General features: G+C 54.8%; 16 protein-coding genes. 6 read left to right on the top strand and 10 right to left on the bottom strand.

The window, feature by feature from the left end; all coding sequences use genetic code 11:
• Positions 1 to 3: 3 nt before the first annotated feature.
• A complete protein-coding gene (locus tag BUA49_RS15135; protein ID WP_175547598.1) occupies positions 4 to 768 on the bottom strand; it encodes an EAL domain-containing protein in 765 nt (254 codons plus the stop codon).
• 194 nt (positions 769 to 962) lie between these two features.
• Here BUA49_RS15135 and BUA49_RS15130 point away from each other — a divergent pair, with 194 nt between their 5' ends.
• Positions 963 to 2,129: an isocitrate/isopropylmalate dehydrogenase family protein gene (locus BUA49_RS15130; RefSeq protein WP_072799089.1), complete on the top strand. Its 1,167-nt coding sequence runs from the start codon at positions 963 to 965 to the stop codon at positions 2,127 to 2,129.
• 57 nt (positions 2,130 to 2,186) lie between these two features.
• Here the strand turns inward: BUA49_RS15130 and BUA49_RS15125 are convergent, their stop codons facing one another.
• Genes BUA49_RS15125 through BUA49_RS15115 form a run of 3 tightly spaced genes read right to left on the bottom strand, consistent with a single transcriptional unit; the run spans position 2,187 to position 4,216 of the window.
• Entirely contained in the window at positions 2,187 to 2,759 is a 573-nt protein-coding gene (locus tag BUA49_RS15125; RefSeq protein WP_072799200.1) for a DUF1439 domain-containing protein, read from the bottom strand.
• A 29-nt stretch (positions 2,760 to 2,788) separates the two neighbouring features.
• Positions 2,789 to 2,980, bottom strand: coding sequence for a CPXCG motif-containing cysteine-rich protein (locus tag BUA49_RS15120; RefSeq protein ID WP_071266235.1), 192 nt, complete (start codon positions 2,978 to 2,980; stop codon positions 2,789 to 2,791).
• A 9-nt stretch (positions 2,981 to 2,989) separates the two neighbouring features.
• Positions 2,990 to 4,216 (bottom strand): pyridoxal phosphate-dependent aminotransferase, encoded by a 1,227-nt coding sequence (locus BUA49_RS15115; RefSeq protein ID WP_072799087.1) that lies wholly within the window; start codon positions 4,214 to 4,216, stop codon positions 2,990 to 2,992.
• A gap of 266 nt (positions 4,217 to 4,482) precedes the next feature.
• Between BUA49_RS15115 and BUA49_RS15110 the strand changes: the two genes are divergently transcribed.
• Positions 4,483 to 5,466, top strand: coding sequence for a D-2-hydroxyacid dehydrogenase (locus tag BUA49_RS15110; RefSeq protein ID WP_072799086.1), 984 nt, complete (start codon positions 4,483 to 4,485; stop codon positions 5,464 to 5,466).
• A 77-nt stretch (positions 5,467 to 5,543) separates the two neighbouring features.
• On the opposite strand, the gene BUA49_RS15105 is transcribed toward BUA49_RS15110, so the two are convergent.
• The 4 genes from BUA49_RS15105 to BUA49_RS15090 form a co-directional block, all read right to left on the bottom strand.
• Entirely contained in the window at positions 5,544 to 6,209 is a 666-nt protein-coding gene (locus BUA49_RS15105) for a response regulator transcription factor (protein ID WP_072799084.1), read from the bottom strand.
• A gap of 40 nt (positions 6,210 to 6,249) precedes the next feature.
• Positions 6,250 to 8,199, bottom strand: a complete 1,950-nt coding sequence (gene acs, locus BUA49_RS15100) for an acetate--CoA ligase (protein WP_072799082.1) — start codon at positions 8,197 to 8,199, stop codon at positions 6,250 to 6,252.
• Positions 8,200 to 8,363: 164 nt separating this feature from the next.
• Positions 8,364 to 9,902, bottom strand: coding sequence for a fatty acyl-CoA reductase (locus BUA49_RS15095; RefSeq protein ID WP_072799080.1), 1,539 nt, complete (start codon positions 9,900 to 9,902; stop codon positions 8,364 to 8,366).
• Between the two features lie 168 nt (positions 9,903 to 10,070).
• Complete coding sequence (locus BUA49_RS15090; protein ID WP_228704512.1) at positions 10,071 to 11,354, bottom strand: MinD/ParA family ATP-binding protein; 1,284 nt, start codon at positions 11,352 to 11,354, stop codon at positions 10,071 to 10,073.
• 235 nt (positions 11,355 to 11,589) lie between these two features.
• Here BUA49_RS15090 and BUA49_RS15085 point away from each other — a divergent pair, with 235 nt between their 5' ends.
• From BUA49_RS15085 to BUA49_RS15070, 4 genes are all read left to right on the top strand, one after another.
• On the top strand, positions 11,590 to 13,572 hold the full coding sequence (locus tag BUA49_RS15085) for an HDOD domain-containing protein (protein WP_072799076.1): 1,983 nt from the start codon (positions 11,590 to 11,592) through the stop codon (positions 13,570 to 13,572).
• Between the two features lie 23 nt (positions 13,573 to 13,595).
• Positions 13,596 to 15,773, top strand: a complete 2,178-nt coding sequence (locus BUA49_RS15080; protein ID WP_072799075.1) for an EAL domain-containing response regulator — start codon at positions 13,596 to 13,598, stop codon at positions 15,771 to 15,773.
• 251 nt (positions 15,774 to 16,024) lie between these two features.
• Complete coding sequence (locus BUA49_RS15075; protein ID WP_072799073.1) at positions 16,025 to 16,618, top strand: class I SAM-dependent methyltransferase; 594 nt, start codon at positions 16,025 to 16,027, stop codon at positions 16,616 to 16,618.
• On the top strand, positions 16,548 to 17,378 hold the full coding sequence (locus tag BUA49_RS15070; protein ID WP_228704511.1) for a DUF2156 domain-containing protein: 831 nt from the start codon (positions 16,548 to 16,550) through the stop codon (positions 17,376 to 17,378). Before BUA49_RS15075 ends, BUA49_RS15070 begins: the two co-directional genes overlap by 71 nt.
• Here BUA49_RS15070 and murI read toward each other — a convergent pair.
• Positions 17,373 to 18,206 carry a glutamate racemase gene (gene murI, locus BUA49_RS15065; protein ID WP_072799071.1) on the bottom strand — a complete coding sequence of 278 codons (834 nt, stop codon included), beginning with the start codon at positions 18,204 to 18,206 and terminating at the stop codon, positions 17,373 to 17,375. The two genes, BUA49_RS15070 and murI, sit on opposite strands and share 6 nt — an antisense overlap.
• The gene (gene nudC / locus BUA49_RS15060) at positions 18,203 to 19,030 is read right to left on the bottom strand and encodes an NAD(+) diphosphatase (RefSeq protein ID WP_072799069.1); all 828 of its coding nucleotides are present in this window, start codon (positions 19,028 to 19,030) and stop codon (positions 18,203 to 18,205) included. The genes murI and nudC overlap by 4 nt, the downstream gene beginning before the upstream one ends.
• Between the last annotated feature and the right edge of the window lie 97 nt (positions 19,031 to 19,127).

Genomic DNA, 19,127 nt, shown 5'->3' with positions numbered 1-19,127 from the left:
ACGTCAGGCCGGGTAATACGGCTCTGGCAAACACTCGAAACCGGGCCTCGCAAACAGATAACCCTGATACAGACTAATGCCCTGGGAACGCAGCCAGAAATACTCTTCGGCGGTTTCCACGCCTTCAGCTACGATCTTACCGCCCAACTGCGACATCATGGTGATAATGCCAGACACGACAGCCTGTTTATTAGGCTCCTGATGAACGTTACGTACCAGCCCCATATCCAGTTTAAGCAGGTCGGGCGGACTGGCCATCATAATATTGTAACGGGAGTAGCCCGCGCCAAAGTCATCGATCGCAGTACTGAACCCCATCTCCTGATAGGCTTCTATAATCGAGACAAGGTGGTCCACCGATGTCAGATCCTCGCCTTCCGTCAGTTCAAAGATGATCTTGCTGGTATCGAAATTGTAGGTTTTAGCAGCCGCCAGCGTCGTCCGGATGCAATATTCTGCCTGGTAGACCGCATTAGGCATGAAATTGATGCTGAGCCGCGTTTTCATGCCAAGCCGCGACGCCAGCTTAACGGCCTTGACTCTGCAAACCTGGTCAAAGGCATAGCGGTTTTGTTCGTTTACTCTGCCGAGTATGCTCAGGGCACCCTCACCATCGGGACCCCTGACCAAGGCCTCATAGGCGTATACAGTTTTGTTGATAACGTCGACGATAGGCTGAAAAGCAAAGGTAAAAGAGAAGTCCAGCCCTTCCCCGCAAGCGCACTGTGCACAGTGGGACTCATCAAACAGAGTTTCTGGTTTTATCACGTTAACTCCGGTGTTTTGAACCGGACATGTTGACCGGGTCAGTAATAGAGTATTGGCGAGCCACTATAGCCGCGAACAGCTTGCTGGTAAAACGGCTTATGGTAAAAGTCTGTCAAACGCTGGCATCCGCCAGTCACACAACTACACTGGGCTTTAGCACTCGTACGAGCCTTTCAACTAAAGGAGTCTCCATAATGGCCCAAACAACCCGCATCGCAGTGACCCCGGGCGATGGCATTGGCCCGGAAGTCGTGGGGGAAGCCATACGATGTCTGGAAACGCTGCGCGCCAAGCATAGCCTGGCGCTTGAATGGACCCGTTTCCCCTGGCCTTCCCACGCCTGGCACCAGGAGCACGGCGAGTCCATGCCCGATGATGCCCTGGCCCAGCTCAAAGCTTACGACGCCATATTACTCGGTGCTTTGGGTGATCCGGGCCCAGCTGACGATCCGGACCGCTATTTATTAACCGACAGTGTCTCACTGGCACCTTTGCTCGATATGCGTAAAGGCTTTGACCAGTGGGTGTGCGAACGCCCCGCCCGCCTGCTACCCGGTGCGCGCCAATATCTTGCTGATGAACGCGCGAAAGACATAGATATGCTGGTAATCCGGGAAAACTCTGAGGGTGAGTATGTGAGCCAAGGTGGGCGCCTGCGCAAGGGAACCGAGGATGAGATTGCCACTCAGATGGAAGTGTTTACCCGCAAGGCGACCAATCGCATTATTCGCTACGGTTTCGAGCAGGCTCGCATCAGAGCTGCGGATCGTGTTAGAGAAAGCCGCACCAGAACCTTCCATGCTCTTGATGGCACTCGGGATGGTCGCACCTGCGAAAGTCAGGTCTGCCTGATCACCAAGCGCAATGCCCTGCGCTACTGGGGTGATATGTACACCGAAGCTTTTGAGGAAATCAGTAAGGAATTTCCGGATGTAGCCACTCACCACGAGCTGGTGGACGCGGCCTGTATGAAGTTCGTCCAAAGCCCGTGGGCATTCGATGTGGTGGTTGCCAGCAACCTGCAGGGGGATATTCTTACGGATCTTGCCGCCGTGCTATCTGGCGGTATGGGCGTTGCCCCTTCTTGCAACCTGAACCCGACAGACCCGGATATGCCTTCCATGTTCGAGCCCACCCATGGCAGTGCCCCGGACATAGCCGGTCAGGGCCTGGCGGACCCCACAGCCATGCTATTTACCACAGCTCGCATGCTGGAATGGCTGGGGCGGAAAGACCCCGTTATGGCGGCAGCAGGCAAGGAACTGTTTGATGCTGTAGCTGCGGATTTGGCAGAAAATGCCGGCGCGCGGCGGCGTACAAATGAGATCGGCGAAGCGATCTGTCAAAGGCTGTCAGCCTGAGAGGCAGAATAAGCAGGGCCAGAAAACGTTTACTGGCCCTGCTTTATTCGTAGACGCTTATTTATCAGCCATCACAAATTCGAGACGACCTGGTACCACACGGATATCCAAAGGTACCATTCCGAACATGCGCTGGGCGAGATTAGTGTCATCCAGGCGGTAAACCGGCATGGTTTCCAGCATTTGAGCCACAACCCGCATCACACTGTCAGTGACCGGCGCAAGATCGCCCTTGAAGAAACCAGAATCAATACTGCTTTCAAGCAGTTTTATTCTGCGAATATAGATGGCTTTTTCCTTGCTGTCGTAAACCGGCGCACCTTCAATTTTCAAAGCAATATCAACCGGAAGTTTGGCCAGAAACGCGTTCAGTGCGACCTGCCCTCTGACATCAATCACTGCCACATCACGACCATCCGGTCCCAGGGTAACGTCGGCGCTATCAAGGCTCAGGCTTAGTGGAGAACCGTTCTTAAGCTGCGTGCGATCGTAATCACGAACCACATCCTGCAGGTGACGCTCCAGCTCTCCTTCCGAGATTGCATAGGGTGAAATGCTGGCACAGCCACTGAACAAGGCAAGCGCCAGAAACACCATGCCCCAAAGGCCACTCAGGTGCAGTTTGTTCATCATTTACTCTCCATGGATTGAGCGACCGCTTACTCGTTCTCGGCCCGGGCTTCTACGTGAGGAGTGAGATTATCGTCGAAAACAACCCGTAATAGAATGGGCTGGCAGCATACCTGGCAGTCTTCCACGTATTCCTGCTCCGCCACTGACGGATCGACGCTGATATCCAGCGCCTCCCAACAGTAGGGGCACTGGATAAGTACAGAATCCAGAGCCGACATATGCACTCCTCAGAACTGTTGTTTAGCCATCCACGGAATGATGCGATCAAACGCAGCATCAAGCCTCTCACAGGTCGTGGAGAAACTGATACGAACGGCATTGGTACAGCCTTCGCCAAAGGCATCCCCCGGCACCATGCATACGCCTGTTTCCTTGAGCATGCGCAGCGCCAGATCTGAACCATCAACATGGGGCGGCAAATCCGGGAACGCGAAGAATGCGCCGCCTGGCTTGTACCCGGTCATATATGGGGTCTGGTCAATCAGTTCCACGACTTTATCCCGGCGCTCCCGATAGATACCCAGCATGTCCCTTACACACTGCTGATCGCCCGTCAGCGCCGCCACACCGGCGAACTGGGAAGGCGTATTCGCAACCGAGGTCGTAAACATGTGGTAGCGCCGCAAGGATTTGATCGCCGCCTGGCTGGAGATCACCCAACCTATACGCAGTCCCGCCATACTGTAGGTTTTCGAAAAACTGCTGATGCACATGATGTTGTCCAGATCCATGGAACAGTTCAGGACACTGGCAAAATCATCGTCATCAAAAATCAGATGGTCATACACCTCATCGGCGTAAACCTGTATGCCCCGGTATGCACACTCTTCCAGAATGGTTTCCACGGTGCTGCGAGGGTACACGGCTCCGGTTGGGTTATTCGGGTTATTGAGTATCAGCGCAAAGGTGCGTGGCCCCATGGCACGTATCACCTCATCAGGATCAAGCTGATGATTGTTCGCCGCCTGGGTTGGTACGAACTTGACCTCGCCACCGTTCATGCGAATCAGCGGCGCATATAGCAGGAAGGAGGGATCCGTCACAATGAACTGTCGCCCTGGCGCTGCTGTCGCTGAAATTGCGAGATACATGGCCTCGGTGGCACCACTGGTGACCAGGATGTTGTCTCTGGTGAGCTTACGGTTGTAACGCTTACCGTAATAGTCCCTCAGCGCTACCAGCAATTCGGGTAAACCGGCGTCCATGGTGTAACCGGTCTGTCCCGCGTTCAGGGCATCTATGTAGGCATCAATAATATGCCGTGGCGTCGGCAGATCCGGCTGGCCGATGGAAAGATGGATAACATCCTTCATGGTGGCCGCCATATTGACCATGCGCCGAATACCCGGCACAGGGACTGCCTGCATGGCAGGATTCCAACTGGCCTTGGTCTTCCGATACTTCACTTTCCGCGGTGAGTCTTGGCCGGTGTCTCTGTTGGTAGCGTCTGCCATAACAACCTCTTGCAACGGGAACGGGAGCAAAAAAGAACTACCCCTGCAGGTTAGCCAGTAAGGCCAAGGCATACAAGACAAAAGCAGACAAACATCGCGTAAGTATATGCACGTGCCAGAATAGCTTTCACAGGAACAACTGAACCGCGCCGAGGTTGACCCAACGGCGTCTGCCGACCAAACTGTGTCGAATGCCTGACAGCGGGAATGACAAGCCTCAGGAAAAACACATACGACAATCAGCGATCTGATCAGGCGGAGGTTCAATGACTCAGCGCAGCAAGCCCGTGGTAACCGTTCTCACCGCGCCCGGAGAACAAGAGCCACCGGGCATGGATTCACTCAGGGCACGCGCAGAAGTGCGTTTCGCCAGTGACGAGAAAACTCTGCGTAGCAGCCTGCCAGGCACCGATGTAATGATGGTGACGGATTTTCGCACCGAGGCCCTTGAGGCCGCCTGGGGCTGCGCTGACAAGCTGAAATGGATCCACGCGACCAGTGCCGGGGTGGATGCTCTGATGTTCCCTGCCCTCACCAAAGGCAATGTGGTGGTCACCAATGCCAGAGGCATATTCGACCGGACTATCGCCGAATATGTGTTGTGCACCATTCTGATGTTCGCCAAGGATTTCCCGGGCTCTATCCGTTTGCAACTGAAGCACCAGTGGAAACACCGGGACACTGAAAGAGCCGAAGGCAAACAGGTTCTGGTTGTAGGTGCGGGCTCCATCGGTCGCCAGATCGGGCGTCTTGTTGCAGCTGCTGGCTTGAGACCACACGGCATTGCCAGAACAGCCCGCACAGACGACCCCGACTTTGTTGCGGTGCACGGCAATGACGATCTGTATGAACAGCTGGGCCATGCTGATTATGTCGTTATCGCCGCACCGCTTACACCGCAAACAGAGGGTCTGTTTGACGAGAAGGCATTCAAAGCAATGAAAAATACGGCGCGCCTGATCAATATCGGGCGCGGGCCGATTGTAAAAACCGACGATCTGATTGCTGCGCTCGAGAGCGGTGAGATCGCCGGCGCAGGGCTTGATGTGTTTGAGGAGGAGCCATTACCCGGGGATCATCCTCTGTGGGACATGGAAAACGTTACGATGACGGCGCACATGGCCGGTGACTTTATCGGCTGGAAGCGAGCCCTTACCGATCAGTTTCTTGAGAACTTTGACCGCTGGCACAAGGACGGAGAGCTGTTCAATCTAGTCAACAAAGAACTGGGTTACGCCGGGAGTAAATGACCCTCCAGGGCGAGCAGTCGGCCAAAAAAACGGGAACCCGCGGGTTCCCGTTTTTTATTCAGCCCGAAAACTGAGATTCAGCTTCCGGACAACGACTGATCAGAAGGATCAATCTCCATCTGCTGTATTGCGATAACCGCCTGAGTGCGGTTACGAACCCCAAGCTTCCGAAATACAGCCGTAATATGTGCCTTGATGGTAGCCTCGGACACATCCAGATCATAAGCAATCTGTTTGTTCAGCAGCCCTTCTGCCAGCATACCGAGAACCCTGAACTGCTGAGGGGTCAATGATGCCAGCTTCTCGGAGAAGTCGGTGGTATCCGGATGCATGCGCTCCAGCTTGTCTGCCACACCTTCCGGCAACCAGACATCGCCTTCAAGAATGGCTCGGATTGCCTCCGTAATGGTGGGCAGTGGCGCCGATTTTGGAATAAAGCCAGACGCCCCGTAATCAATCGAGCGCCGCATAACCTGCAGTTCTTCCGAGCCAGACACAACCACCACCGGCAACCCGGGATACTGTCCACGCATGAACACCAGCCCGGAAAAACCGTGGGCACCCGGCATGTTGAGATCAAGCAGAACCAGATCTGCATCCGGGTGCGAATCTACCGACGCCTGAAGTGCCTTGATGCTATCAACTTCTACGGTCTGTGCATCAGGTACCGCTTGATTGACCGCCTGCTTCAGGGCAGCCCGAAACAGCGGATGATCATCAGCGACGATAATTGTTTGTGTCATTAAACCGATTCCTCACAGGTTTGCGGCCTGCTTTCAGACCTTATTTGAACTCGCGACTGCCGATGAGCTCATCCACCACACCAGGATCTGCCAAGGTAGAAGTATCACCCAGCTGGTCGTGTTCATTAGCTGCAATCTTACGCAAAATCCGGCGCATAATCTTGCCTGATCGTGTTTTAGGCAAGCCCGGTGCCCACTGAATCACATCCGGAGACGCAATCGGGCCGATTTCCTTGCGAACCCACTGTACCAGTTCCTTTTTGAGCTCATCTGAAGGCTCTTCGCCCTGCATAAGGGTCACATAGACATAGATACCCTGCCCCTTGATGTCGTGGGGAAAGCCAACAACAGCGGCTTCGGCAACCTTGTCGTGAGCTACCAGAGCGCTTTCAACCTCAGCAGTACCCAGGCGGTGCCCGGATACGTTGAGCACGTCATCAACGCGGCCGGTAATCCAGTAATAACCGTCTTCATCACGACGAGCACCATCGCCGGTAAAGTACATACCTTTATAAGCGCTGAAATACGTCTGAATAAAACGCTCGTGATCGCCATAAATCGTGCGCATCTGCCCAGGCCAGCTGTCCAGAATCACGAGATTGCCATCGGTCTTGCCTTCCAGCAAATTACCTTCGCTATCGACCAAGCCAGGCAGCACGCCGAAGAACGGCAATGTCGCAGAGCCGGGCTTCAGGTCCACCGCACCGGGCAATGGTGAAATCAGAATGCCGCCAGTTTCTGTTTGCCACCAGGTATCCACAATGGGGCATTGGCTGTTGCCGATAACACGATGGTACCATTCCCAGGCTTCCGGGTTGATCGGTTCACCTACTGAGCCAAGCAACTTCAGACTCTTACGGGTTGTGCCGTTCATGCACGCTTCGCCTTCGGCCATCAGGGCCCGGATTGCGGTCGGCGCTGTATACAGAATGTTCACCTGATGCTTATCGACAATCTGACCCATGCGAGAGCTGTCAGGGTAGTTTGGCACACCTTCGAACAGCACGGAGATCGCACCGTTACACAGCGGGCCATACAAAATATAGCTGTGGCCGGTTACCCAGCCAAAGTCTGCCGTACACCAGTAAACATCACCGTCGTGGTAATCGAATACGTACTCGTGGGTCATGGATGCGTATACCATGTAACCGCCAGTCGTATGCAGGACGCCTTTGGGCGCGCCGGTCGAACCCGAGGTGTAAAGCATGAACAAAGGGTCTTCTGCGTTCATGGGCTCTGGTGGGCAATCTGCAGAGGCAGACTCCATCAGATCCTCATAGCGCTCATCGCGCCCTTCGTTCCAGGGCACGTCTTTGTTACCGGTGCGGCTGACAACGATAACTTTCTCGACCTTCGCACCTTCTTGGTTATTAAGAGCCGCATCCACGTTCTTTTTCAGAGGAATCTTACGGCCACCGCGAAGACCTTCATCGGAGGTGATTACATAGCGGGAATTGCCGTTGGCTACCCGCGCACCCAACGCTTCGGGCGAGAAGCCACCGAAGACGACAGAGTGGATAGCGCCAATACGCGCACAGGCAAGCATGGCCACGGCTGTTTCAACAATCATTGGCATATAGATAGTGACCACGTCACCTTTCTTCACGCCCAGGCCTTTCAGAACGTTGGCAAACTTACTGGTTTCTTCGTGCAGTTCGCGGTAGGTAACGTGACGGGAATCGGCTGGGTCATCGCCTTCGAAAATAATAGCCGTCTGGTCACCTCGTGCAGCGAGGTGACGGTCAAGACAGTTAGCAGAAGCATTCAGCTCCCCATCTTCAAACCATTTAATGGAAAGGTTGTTGTAATCAAAAGTGGTGTTTTTGACCTTAGAATACGGCTTGATCCATTCCAGGCGCTTGCCATGTTCGCCCCAAAAGGTATCTGGATCTTCGACTGACTGACGATACATTTCGTCATACTGCTCACGGTTCAGCAAAGCCCGCTCGGCCACTTCCGGGCTTACCGGATAAAGGTGTTTATCAGTCATTGTGTTCCCCCTTGATCAGAGTCTGTTGTCATTGTCGGTTTTATTAATTCAGAGCGATAGGGCACACCGGCCCTGCGGACACATAGCTGTAGTTCACCATGTGTGCCACCAAACAATGAATTAGACTAACGTCCTAACACACTTGAATTTTTAGCGCAGCATGGTCAGGCCGCTTGCTTGCGGGCCCTTGAGGAACGCGGGCGAGGCTTACTTTTTGCCTTGAGCGCATAACGATTCAGACCTGCGAGATGGATCTTGCGCAGATACACCGCCCAGTCGATCTGGCGAGCATCCACCGGAAACAGAGCCTTGTCTATCTCGCCCATGCGCGATGCCAGCGCCAGCAGATCATCGTTGCGGAATATATAATCCGGCGCGGTGTAGAAACCAAAAATGGTTGCCAGTGAGCGGGTAGTATCAAGGTTTCGCAATACTTTGAGTTCACGATCCTGCCCCAGCAGACGCATCATGCGACGGGTCATGCTGAGCGGAATGCGCGCACCACCCACCAGGGCATCGAACAAGGCCCGGTTCACCGCAAAGAAGGGCTTGACCGGCTGGCGATAGAAAAGCCGCTCATAGGCTGCGTAATTGGTTTTGGCTTCCGCCATCAGGTGATCAATAAACTCACCCAGAGACACCGGATTGGAGCTGCCACTGCAGCACTGATAGACCCACTGCCGGGAAGGCTCACCAAGAGCCTCCGCGACTGCCAGGATAATAGAGTTCGCCACAAGGTCGACGGGGATGACATCAATAATCCCGGAGCGTTTACCGGGGAATACCGTTACTTTTTCTCTGGCGTAGGCAAGAATGATGGCATCAGCCACTTTCACGCCCTCAATCCAGCCTGGTACAGGCTCTTCCAGAGCGCTCTCGATAATGGATGGGCGCACAATTGTAAGGGCCCGACCTTCCAGACCCTTCATCAACAACTGCTCACCCAGCCATTTGGTCAAGGTATAGGTATCGCTCCAGCCGTAGCGGTTTGCCTCACGGATACCCAGATCCACGAGTTTGCGCTCCAGCATTTTGCCCGAGTAGCGCGAGCGCACGTCCGCAATGCTGTCTTTAAGTAGCCGAACCAGCTCTTCAATTTCATAATAGCCAGCACGGCTGCGGGGGATCCCTTCGCCCGCAGGCTTTATAACCGACTCGGTAATCTGTCCCGAATTCATGCCGTTTACGTAGCAGGTCGACACCTGAATAACTGCAAGCGACGGGTTCTGGCGCGCCAACTCTGCAATATTTTCCAGGCACAAGGTGTTGATAGACAGAGCTTTGTCCAGTTCCTCTCGGAAATTGACGCTGGCGGCGGAGTTAATAACGGCATCAATACTGTCCGCCAGTTTTCGGAACGCTTCAGGCTGCAGACCAAAACCGGGCTGTGTTGCTTCTCCTGTGACACAGTGAAGGCGCTCTTCCAGAAAAACCTCGAAAGCCTGGCCGTTCTCCTGTCGCAGGCGATCAAATACTGACGAGGTCGCAATTTCAGCAAGAAAACGACTGTGTGCGTCAGGGTGACGAGCATTGCCTCGTATCAGCAGATGCACGCCCCCAATGTCCGGCACAGCACGAATCAGTTTTTCCAGAACGACTTTTCCAAGAAAGCCCGTGGTGCCCGTAATCAGGACATGCTTGCCTCGAAGTTGCTCGAGCACCTTTGACGAAGACACTCCCGCCCCCTTTTGCTGCCTTACCATGTGAAAACTCCTTTTCCCGGATCCCTGCAGTAATTGATCGTTGCACAATCTCTATGACAGTGCCGTGACCAACTGCATGGCTATCACCAGAACGCTACGCCACAAACAACACTGATGAAATGACGGATTAACCGGCATGTCTGTACAGCAGTATTTGATCGTGACCCCTCAGCCGTCGTTATTTTCCTTGCCAGCCAGTGACCGAAGGAAGTTATTCAAAGAAATATCGGAGGGTTGTTCTTTCAAAACCCTGACAAGCTTGTCCTGATCACCAAAACTGATGCGGTCGTAAAAGGGCTCGGGAAGCACAGGCTGCGAGGATTCCTGCTCGCTCTCGCTGGCGTCAGAAGATACCCAGATCTCATCCGCAAGATGTCTCAGATGAGCTGCCAGATGCTCACGCTGCTCAGGAACCAGGGGTTCCCAGTCGATGGCACCAAGCCCTGCCTGGATAATTTCAACGGTATCACTGTCTGGCGTCCGGCCTAGCAGCGCGAACAAGCGGGTGAACGCATCGTAGCGCAGCAGTGCACTCTCCGGTGCCTGCCCGAATACAGCTTCCAGTTCGCCAACTGCCTGCAGGCAGCGTTCGCGGGGGCTGGCCACTGCGGGCGCAGCCGTATCAGCCTTTTGCTTGCGCGCCGGTTGCCGCTTCGAGACGGAATGCCAGTAGGCCGCGATGCCGGCTTTACGAGCGGGCGATTGCGATAAACGCACATCCAGCATGTCTGCCAGCGTGCTGAATTGGCGACAAGACGGATCGGAAACCGGCAACAGTGCAACGGGCCTCTGATTCAGCACCGACTGGCGCAGGGTCTCGTCGCGCCAGATACCGCCCATGTAATGAAGAGAGCATTGCAGATGGCGCCGGGCCGCCGAATCGAGGCGCTGGAACACCGAACGGGCCTGGCTGGCACCCTGCGCCATATTGATCAGTACACTGGGCGTTCTCCGGTAACCACGGCGTTTCAGCACTTTGATCAGGGAAAACGCATCCGTTATCGAGGCGGGATCAGGAGTAACAACAACACAAGCCAACTCAGCCGCGGCAATCATGTGCAAAGCAGCGGGCTGAAGGCCGGCTGCAGTGTCCGTTATGACGTAATCGTACCGGCTTTCAAGTTTCGAGAGGGCACGCAGGATCCGAAAACTGTCTTCGGGCTCCATGTCCATGCATTCCTGGACACCGGAAGCACCGGGAACAATGTGCAGGCCGAAATCCGCCTCCAGCAGAATATCCTCGAGACGACACTCACCGGCAACCACATTTGCAAGCGTTCGCTCTGGATAGAGGCCCAGCATAATGCTGACGTTGGCAAGGTCGGTGTCGCCGTCCAGCAACAGCACGCGCTTTTCCTGACGAGCCAGAGTAAGCGCCAGGTTAAGGGCTACCGATGTTTTACCGACACCCCCTTTACCACCAGTTACCGCAATAGTCCTGGGTGGGCTCATCTTGTGTTTGCGAGGTTCCTGAACACTCATGACGGGCGATTTTACATCCTTGAAACAACAACAAAAGGCGCTATAGTCTGTAAAAATTGTACACATATCGCGTTGCGGTGAATACGCTGATCAAAAAAAGAACAGCGATTGTTTTAAATCAGCACGTTATTGTCTAAGCTCCATCTTTGAAGGCAAAAATGAATAAACTTTCAGAAACTGATCCCAGAGCGCGGCAAGCATACTTATGAATACAGTACCCGACCTTCAGCTCCCGAGTCTTCCAGAGGTCACGCTGCGAGCGCTTGAAGTCTGTAATCAGGATGGAAACTATCGCGAGATCAGCGAAATCGTAGCCTCGGATACGGCTCTTGTGGTTCGGATCCTGGCATTGGCCAACTCTGCCCTGTATGGCCCCACTCCCGGCATTCGCTCAATAGATCAGGCTCTGCTGCGTCTTGGGACCAGGCGCTTTAAAACATTGATACTCACCGCCGCACTGCGCCAGATCCTGTTCGAACTGGGCGGCGACGCATGGCAACAGTTACGGGATTTCTGGAGACATGCTCTGACCACTGCTCTGACTGCCCGGGCTCTGGCAACCCTGACGCGTTACCCGGAAGCCGACGAAGCCTTTATGCTGGGCATGCTCCATAACATCGGGGAGCTGATTGCCATTAAAGCGCCGGATATGGAAACCAGGCAGCAGTATATGAATCGGCAATCAGATATCGCTGCGGAGCTGGTTACATCCTGGGGACTGGGCCCTCTGGCAGCCGATGCTATGCGTTATCAGCAGGCCCTGCCCTCAGAGTTGCGGGATGCAGGGCATCTGGTCAAGGTAATCAGCCTTTCCACCCGCCTGGCGCTTTCTGATTCGGCCGGCATCGCGGCGGCAGGCACCATGTTCGGGCTCAGTGAGGAACTGACCCGTGAAATCAACCGGCGAATCAGCCACGACGTATCCGCGATGGCCGACTCCCTGGGAATACAGCTGGTCAGCAGCTACAGTGCCGAGCCGGCGTCACAAGAACTCCGTAAAATCGTATTGCGCCAGGCCATCGCCCAGCAGGCCATTGGTTTTGCCGACCTTACCGGTAAGACTGGCGCCATTCTTGCGGAAACGGTTAGCAGCCTGACGCTGATTACCGGGCTGCCTGCATTGTGTTTCGGATACGACGATGACAGCCTTGTTCTGCTTTCCGGCACGGCCGGGCCGCACCCACACCTAGCGGTTACCGCGCAGGCCGGCGGCAGCGTGCTCACAGAGGCCTTCGCCTCCCGAATGCCTGCCAGCCTCAACGAGCAAGCGCCCACAGTGCTTGACCGCCAGCTTTTATCTCTACTGCGAACTCCCTCGCTGACAGCCATTCCGGTAATCACAGGTGACCGATGCACCGGCGTGTTTGTACTGGGTACCGACGGCAACACACCCGATACAACCACTGAACTTATACGCCTGTTTATCCGCCAACTATCCGCCGTTCTTCAGGAAAAGAGTATTGCCCTCGCGAACGAAACAGAAAGCGCCGGGATAGATCACGAGATTGCCATCGAAAAACTGCGCGAACAGGTGCATGAGATCAGCAACCCTCTGACCATAATACGGCAGCATCTTCACCAACTACGAAACCGGCTTGATGACCCTGACGCCCGGGAAGATCTGGATGTCGTGCGGGAAGAGCTGGATCGCGCGGGTAACCTGCTGCTGCAGATGAGCAACAACACCGCCGGTAACACAAGTGAAGAAACGTCCGACCTTAATGCAGAATTACGAAGCCTTGCCCGGGTGCTTGAAGGCAGCCTCTTCAGTGACAGCAACCTGCATTTTAACGTGCTAATGTGCAGTAGTCCGACGCTTGTTATTGCCGGCCCGTCAGCTATTCGCCAGATTCTGATTAACCTGATCAGAAATGCCGTAGAAAGTCTGCCAGATGCCGGTGGTGCCGTTACGATAAAAACATCAGCTCCGGTGTGGCAAGGTCGCCGTAACTGGGTAGAGATGGAAGTTACCGATACCGGCACAGGCATCCCCAACGCAGTCCAGGAAGCTCTGTTTACGCCGGGGAAAACGACAAAAGGAGAAGGCCACAGCGGTCTCGGTCTGAGCATTGTGAAGCAGCTTGTTGATGACATGGAGGGCATCATTGCTTGCCACACGGGGCAGGAAGGCACGACCTTCCGGATTTTACTGCCGGCGGCCAGCCAGGAAAAAACAAAATCCGACTGACGAAGAAAAACGGATACACACAGATGGCACCTGAACAGACCAACAGGCTCTTCTCGCAGGAGGCAACAGCGCGCATTCTGGTCGTTGATGACGAACCACGCCTGGTAACCGCACTGGCCTCACTGCTTCGCAGCAGCGGTTATGATGTCACCGAAGCTCAGGGAGGAAAGCACGCATGTAAGTTGATAGACACTCTACGCTTCGACCTTGCCCTGCTTGATTTGCGCATGCCAGAGGTCGACGGTTTCGCCGTTATGGCCCACCTTGCGAACCAGCAGCCCGAATGCGGCAGCATCGTAATCAGTGGAGAAAGCTCATTTACGGCTGTCAGCCGTGCGCTCCGGCGTGGCGCACTGGACTATGTCCGCAAGCCCTTTGATCCGGAAGAATTACTCTCTACGATAGAAGGCGTCGTTGGCAAACAATCGCTACTAAAAGCCCACGAAGACATACAGGTGCGCCTTGAGAAATCTGAAGCCCTGCACCGTTACATTGTAAACAGTTCACCCGACATCGTTTTCATGCTCGACGCAGATGGCCGCTTCTGTTTTGTTAACAGCAAGATTGAAAGCCTGCTGGGTTACAAGCCGGCTGAGCTCTGTGCTCGGCATTTCCGGCACATTCTGGATGACCGGGATGTTGCCAAGGGTATATACGCGCTCAATGCACCGGATATCAGCGCAGACAATCCCCGAACCTTGGAAATCCGCCTTAAAACTCGCGGCAGCAGACGAGCCACTCGACATTTTGAGATAACCGCCTTTCCCATCGACCCCCAAACATGGACTCACAATAGTAACACCCGGGGCGGCGGCAGTGGCCAGAACGCCCGCTACTACGGTACTGCCCGGGACGTTACAGAACGCAAGGAAGCCGAAGCGTTTATCAGCTTTCAGGCCTATCACGACCTGCTCACACGCCTACCTAACCGCGCCCTGTTTAAAGATCGTCTGGAATTGGCAATCACCCATGCCCGCCGCGGGAGCCAGAAGCTGGCAGTGATGTTTCTCGACCTCGACCGCTTCAAGATTATTAACGATACCCTTGGCCATGCTATGGGCGATCGCCTTTTGCAAGCGGTTACCCATCGCCTCGATGGCTGTCTGCGCAAGGGCGACACCCTGTCACGGTTTGGTGGTGACGAGTTCACGCTGCTGCTGCCGTCTATTCACAGCCATGAGGATGCCAGCCAGATTGCCAGCAAGCTGATCAAGACGCTCAAAGCACCATTTCTGCTAGGCGAACATGAAGTGTTCGTGGGCGTCAGCATTGGTATCGCGATCTATCCCGAGGCGGGCGACAGCATGGATCAGCTTATCCAGAACGCCGATATCGCCATGTACCACGTCAAAGCCAAGGGCAAAGACAGCTACCGCTTTTTCTCAGAGAGCATGAGTATCGACAGCACGAACCGCCTGAACCTGGAGCGGGATCTGCGCCTGGCACTTGAGAAGGGTGAGCTGCGCGTATTTTATCAACCCCAGGTTTGCGCACAAACGAACCGGATTTTGGGGCTCGAAGCCCTGGTGCGCTGGCAGCACCCTGAGCGTGGCTTACTCTACCCCCGGGATTTCCTGGACCTGGCAGAAGAAACCAAGCTGATCAGCCAGCTGAGCGAACAGGTTCTGGACCAGGCCTGCCGGGATGTCGGCCAGTGGATCCGCTCCGGCCATCAGGATCTGCGCCTGGCCGTCAACCTCTCCCCTGTTGAGGTAGAGCACCCCCGGTTTGTGGAAACCCTGATGGAACGGGTTAACGCCACCCAGTTCCCTCCAGGTAATCTGGAAATCGAAATTACCGAAAACGTGATCATGAATGACCTGGAACAGATCAGCCAGAAGCTCCGTGAGCTGGCAGATCTGGGCGTCCGCATCGCCATTGATGACTTTGGCACTGGCTATTCATCACTCAACTATCTGCACAGGTTACCTATCCATACGCTGAAGGTAGACCAGTCTTTCGTTCAAGCCATTCGCAGTGGCGCGGATGATACCTGCATTGTTAACGCTATTGTTGCCATGGCCCACGGGCTGAAACTCGAAATCGTAGCCGAGGGCGTGGAGACGGGCAAACAGCTTGAGTACCTGCGCAACCTTGGTTGCCAGCAGGTACAGGGCTTTTTCTATGGCCCCGCACAGCCGGCCAGTGATATCAGCAAACTACTGACACAAGCAACGGTCCGCACCGCCGTATCCAGCTGACTCCGAAGCCATCCTCACGTCGTATATTGTCCTACATTCCTAACACAAACCTTGACCCTGTTTGCAAAGTATTGCCTTGCGTTAATTTGTGTATCCGGAAATGCGTATTGCTGCACATAATTTCGCTACCCCGTTCTCTAAGCTCGGATTCACAAGGCATTGGCCACCGAAACGCCCGAAACAATTCGTCACGGCAAAAATCACAATAACGGTGGCAATATCCCAGCGAACAAGAACAGGCAGCTGTCATCATGCGCGACAAGTACCGTTATATTGGCCCCGTATACGATTTCCTGAGTAATCTCTATAGCGGAAAAAACATTCATCGCTGTAAAACTGCCATGCTGGATGTAGAGACGGTAAAACCCGGAGACCGCATCCTCTTTGCCGGTGTCGGCCATGGCCGAGATGCCATACGCGCAGCTGAACTGGGAGCTGACGTTACCGTTGTTGACCTGTCAGAAACCATGTTGCGGAAGTTTGGAGAAGCCCAGACGAGTGAAGCCCCTCACCTGAACATTCGCCGCATTCACAGCGACATCATGAAGGTGGAGGAGTTCGGCCAGTACAACATGGTCGTCGCCAACTTCTTCCTCAATGTATTTGACGAAGCCATGATGGTGCGTGTTCTGGAGCACTTGATTCATCTTGGCAAGGCAGATGCCAGCGTTGTTGTGGGGGACTTCTGCTTCCCGACAGGCAACGTTTTCTCACGCACGCTCAAGAAGCTGTACTGGTACATGGCCGTTTTCACGTTCTGGCTGTTTGCCAACAATGCCTTCCATAAAATCTACAACTACCTGGAACACATACGGCGCCCCGGAAAACTTCGGTGCGATTCTTGAGCGCTTCCACAAGCGATACCCCAACGCCTCTTATGTTCAGGTTTCCAATCCGGTGGTCGAATTCATGCACCTGCGTTTTGGCCTGTATGGGACGCAGTTTGGCAGTGAATCCCGTATCGACCTCAGCAAGTGGTCTCTCAGCGGCAAGAAAAAACAGATTCTGCGCACGGCACTGAACCAGGCCGAAAAGAGCGAAATTAGCGTGCAGGAACGCTTCAGCGACGATCACACCCGTGAAATTTCAGAAGCCTGGATTCGCACCCGGAAATGCAAAAGCAATGAGATCCGCTTTCTTATTCGCCCCATGGAGATGGATTACCGGGAGAACGGGCGTCATTTCTATGCGTATCAGGATGATAAGGCTGTGGGGTTTATCTACTTTGACCCGATCTATCGCAACAATGAAATTATCAGCTACGTGCCCAATATTTCCCGTGCTAACGCCGACTTTCGGCAGGGAATTTTCTACACCCTTATGGCACGTGCCATAGAATCGTTCAAAGCCGAGGGCGCTCCCTACCTGGATCTGGGCCTTATACCACTGTCTCTCCATTCCGCTATGGAATACCAGGAAAGCCCGCTTCTGAAGCGGCTTCTGCACGGCCTCTACAACAAGGGGAATTTCCTCTATAACTTCAAGGGGCTGGAGTTCACCAAATCACGGTTCCGAGGCGACAACTTCAAAACCTACTGCTGCCACAAGCGAAGCATTCCGGCTCTGGAGTTTCTTGCCATGTTCAAACTGACCCGGCTGCTATGACTTTCCGGGCCAGTTCCCCCTGACTGCGCGCGGCTGCAGGCCCAGACCTGCCATAAAGCCGTAAACGCCCTCCGGCGCACTACCTGAGAAAAGCGCCACTGCCACTGGCATACAAATCGCGCTGTCGCCTTTATTTGCTTCCACGGATTTACCGGCTTGCGCCAGCAGCCAGACTACCCGGCGGGCAATAGCGTCTCCTGAATCCACCCAGAACTTCACGTCCGGCAGGCTCTGCTTGAGACTATCCAGCAAAAGCGGATAGTGGGTGCACCCGAGAACCACCGTATCAACTCCAGTATCGCGCAGCTCTGCAACCGCGCTATCCAGTTCAGCCTGCGGCACCGGCACTCCCCGCACCAGATCCTCCGCCCACTGCACAAGCTCCGGGTGGCCCACGCGCTCAACCTGACAATCAGCTGCAAATTCCCGAACCAGCTGGTCAAGATAGGGCCGGCGCACCGTTGCCGGAGTCGCCAGAAGGCCTATGCGATGATTGAGGGTTTGTGCAGCCGCCGGCTTCACCGCCGGCACCACCCCAACCACAGGCACCTCTGTTATGGCTCGCAAGTGCGGCAGAACCAATGTGCTAGCGGTGTTACAGGCAACAACGATGGCATCGCAAGGGTATTGTTCAAGCGCACCGGCAATGAGCCTGCAACAGCGCTCAATCACCACAGATTCCGATTGGCCTCCATAGGGGAACGCAGCGTTATCGGCCAGGTACACAATCGATGCGTGCGGAAGTTTTTCATGAACACGGGCCGCAACGCTGAGCCCGCCAACACCGGAGTCAAAAACCAGAATTCGGGGAACTCCACACTCACTCAAGACCCGGCACCTCCCTCGGAAATCATTCTTTCCATGTCACGTATCAGGCGCCCGGAAATGGTGGTTTCCGGGGGCACCGGGGGCCTGCTGTCAGGCAAAAACCAGCCAGCATCCGACAGTTCATCTTCCTGGAGAATCAGCTCGCCGCCGGCATAATCTGCAAAAAATCCTGCCATCAACTGATGCGGAAATGGCCAGGGCTCGGACGCTTGATAGCGAATATTGGTTACGTCCAGGCCGGTTTCCTCTTTCACCTCCCGGGCAACTGCGCCTTCCAGGCTCTCACCGGGCTCCACAAAGCCCGCGATCAGGCTGTAGAAATGACGTTTTACCCGGGAGGACTTTGCCAGAAGATAACGATCCTGCTTGCGTATCACCACGATCACGCAGGGTGCAAGCCGCGGATACCACGGGATATTGCAGCTACTGCACCACTTTGCCCGCTCCCGCGGATGAAAACCGGTTCCGCGACCGCAGCGACCACAGTATTGATGATCCTGAAACCACTGCCACACCTGAAAGCCGGTACTGAGCATAGCCGCCGGAGCATCGCTGATCATCATCAGCGCATCACGCAACGGAACAACTTCACCGCCTGCGACCACAGATTCCGACACTTCCGTCACAAAAACCGGGCGGCCGTCGGCGCTTCCCAGCGATACAAAACCTGCGTTTCCGGGATTGCCGGGAATGTTTTCCAGCGCTTGCAGCCAGCCATCTTCCGGTTTGAAGACACCGGACCCCGAGAGCGCCAGCACAAGATCGCCCCGCTCGGGAGCCTTCGTGGTCCAGCCGGGACTCCACTGAATCGTTGATGTCGCCATCTGCATCGCACCTTCGTGATAAACGGGCCAAACAGGAATGTATCACAGAGCCAGGACCACCAAGAGTGCAGCAGTGACTTTCCGGCCCGTACGCAAC

Origin of the sequence: Marinobacter antarcticus (genome assembly GCF_900142385.1) — a bacterium.
In the GTDB taxonomy this organism is placed as follows: Bacteria; Pseudomonadota; Gammaproteobacteria; order Pseudomonadales; family Oleiphilaceae; genus Marinobacter; species Marinobacter antarcticus.
The sequence above is the reverse complement of the archived record's forward strand: the minus strand, read 5'-3'. Positions and strand labels throughout refer to the sequence as shown.

Bases quoted from the DNA above. Each gene is read 5' to 3' on its own strand.
- BUA49_RS15080 (WP_072799075.1), top strand. From the start codon at position 13,596: ATGGCACCTGAACAGACCAACAGGCTCTTCTCGCAGGAGGCAACAGCG.
- BUA49_RS15085 (WP_072799076.1), top strand. From the start codon at position 11,590: ATGAATACAGTACCCGACCTTCAGCTCCCGAGTCTTCCAGAGGTCACG.
- BUA49_RS15120 (WP_071266235.1), bottom strand. From the start codon at position 2,980: ATGTCGGCTCTGGATTCTGTACTTATCCAGTGCCCCTACTGTTGGGAG.
- BUA49_RS15115 (WP_072799087.1), bottom strand. From the start codon at position 4,216: ATGGCAGACGCTACCAACAGAGACACCGGCCAAGACTCACCGCGGAAA.
- BUA49_RS15110 (WP_072799086.1), top strand. From the start codon at position 4,483: ATGACTCAGCGCAGCAAGCCCGTGGTAACCGTTCTCACCGCGCCCGGA.
- BUA49_RS15070 (WP_228704511.1), top strand. From the start codon at position 16,548: ATGCCTTCCATAAAATCTACAACTACCTGGAACACATACGGCGCCCCG.
- nudC (WP_072799069.1), bottom strand. From the start codon at position 19,030: ATGGCGACATCAACGATTCAGTGGAGTCCCGGCTGGACCACGAAGGCT.
- BUA49_RS15125 (WP_072799200.1), bottom strand. From the start codon at position 2,759: ATGAACAAACTGCACCTGAGTGGCCTTTGGGGCATGGTGTTTCTGGCG.
- BUA49_RS15075 (WP_072799073.1), top strand. From the start codon at position 16,025: ATGCGCGACAAGTACCGTTATATTGGCCCCGTATACGATTTCCTGAGT.
- acs (WP_072799082.1), bottom strand. From the start codon at position 8,199: ATGACTGATAAACACCTTTATCCGGTAAGCCCGGAAGTGGCCGAGCGG.
- BUA49_RS15105 (WP_072799084.1), bottom strand. From the start codon at position 6,209: ATGACACAAACAATTATCGTCGCTGATGATCATCCGCTGTTTCGGGCT.
- BUA49_RS15090 (WP_228704512.1), bottom strand. From the start codon at position 11,354: ATGAGCCCACCCAGGACTATTGCGGTAACTGGTGGTAAAGGGGGTGTC.
- BUA49_RS15130 (WP_072799089.1), top strand. From the start codon at position 963: ATGGCCCAAACAACCCGCATCGCAGTGACCCCGGGCGATGGCATTGGC.
- BUA49_RS15095 (WP_072799080.1), bottom strand. From the start codon at position 9,902: ATGGTAAGGCAGCAAAAGGGGGCGGGAGTGTCTTCGTCAAAGGTGCTC.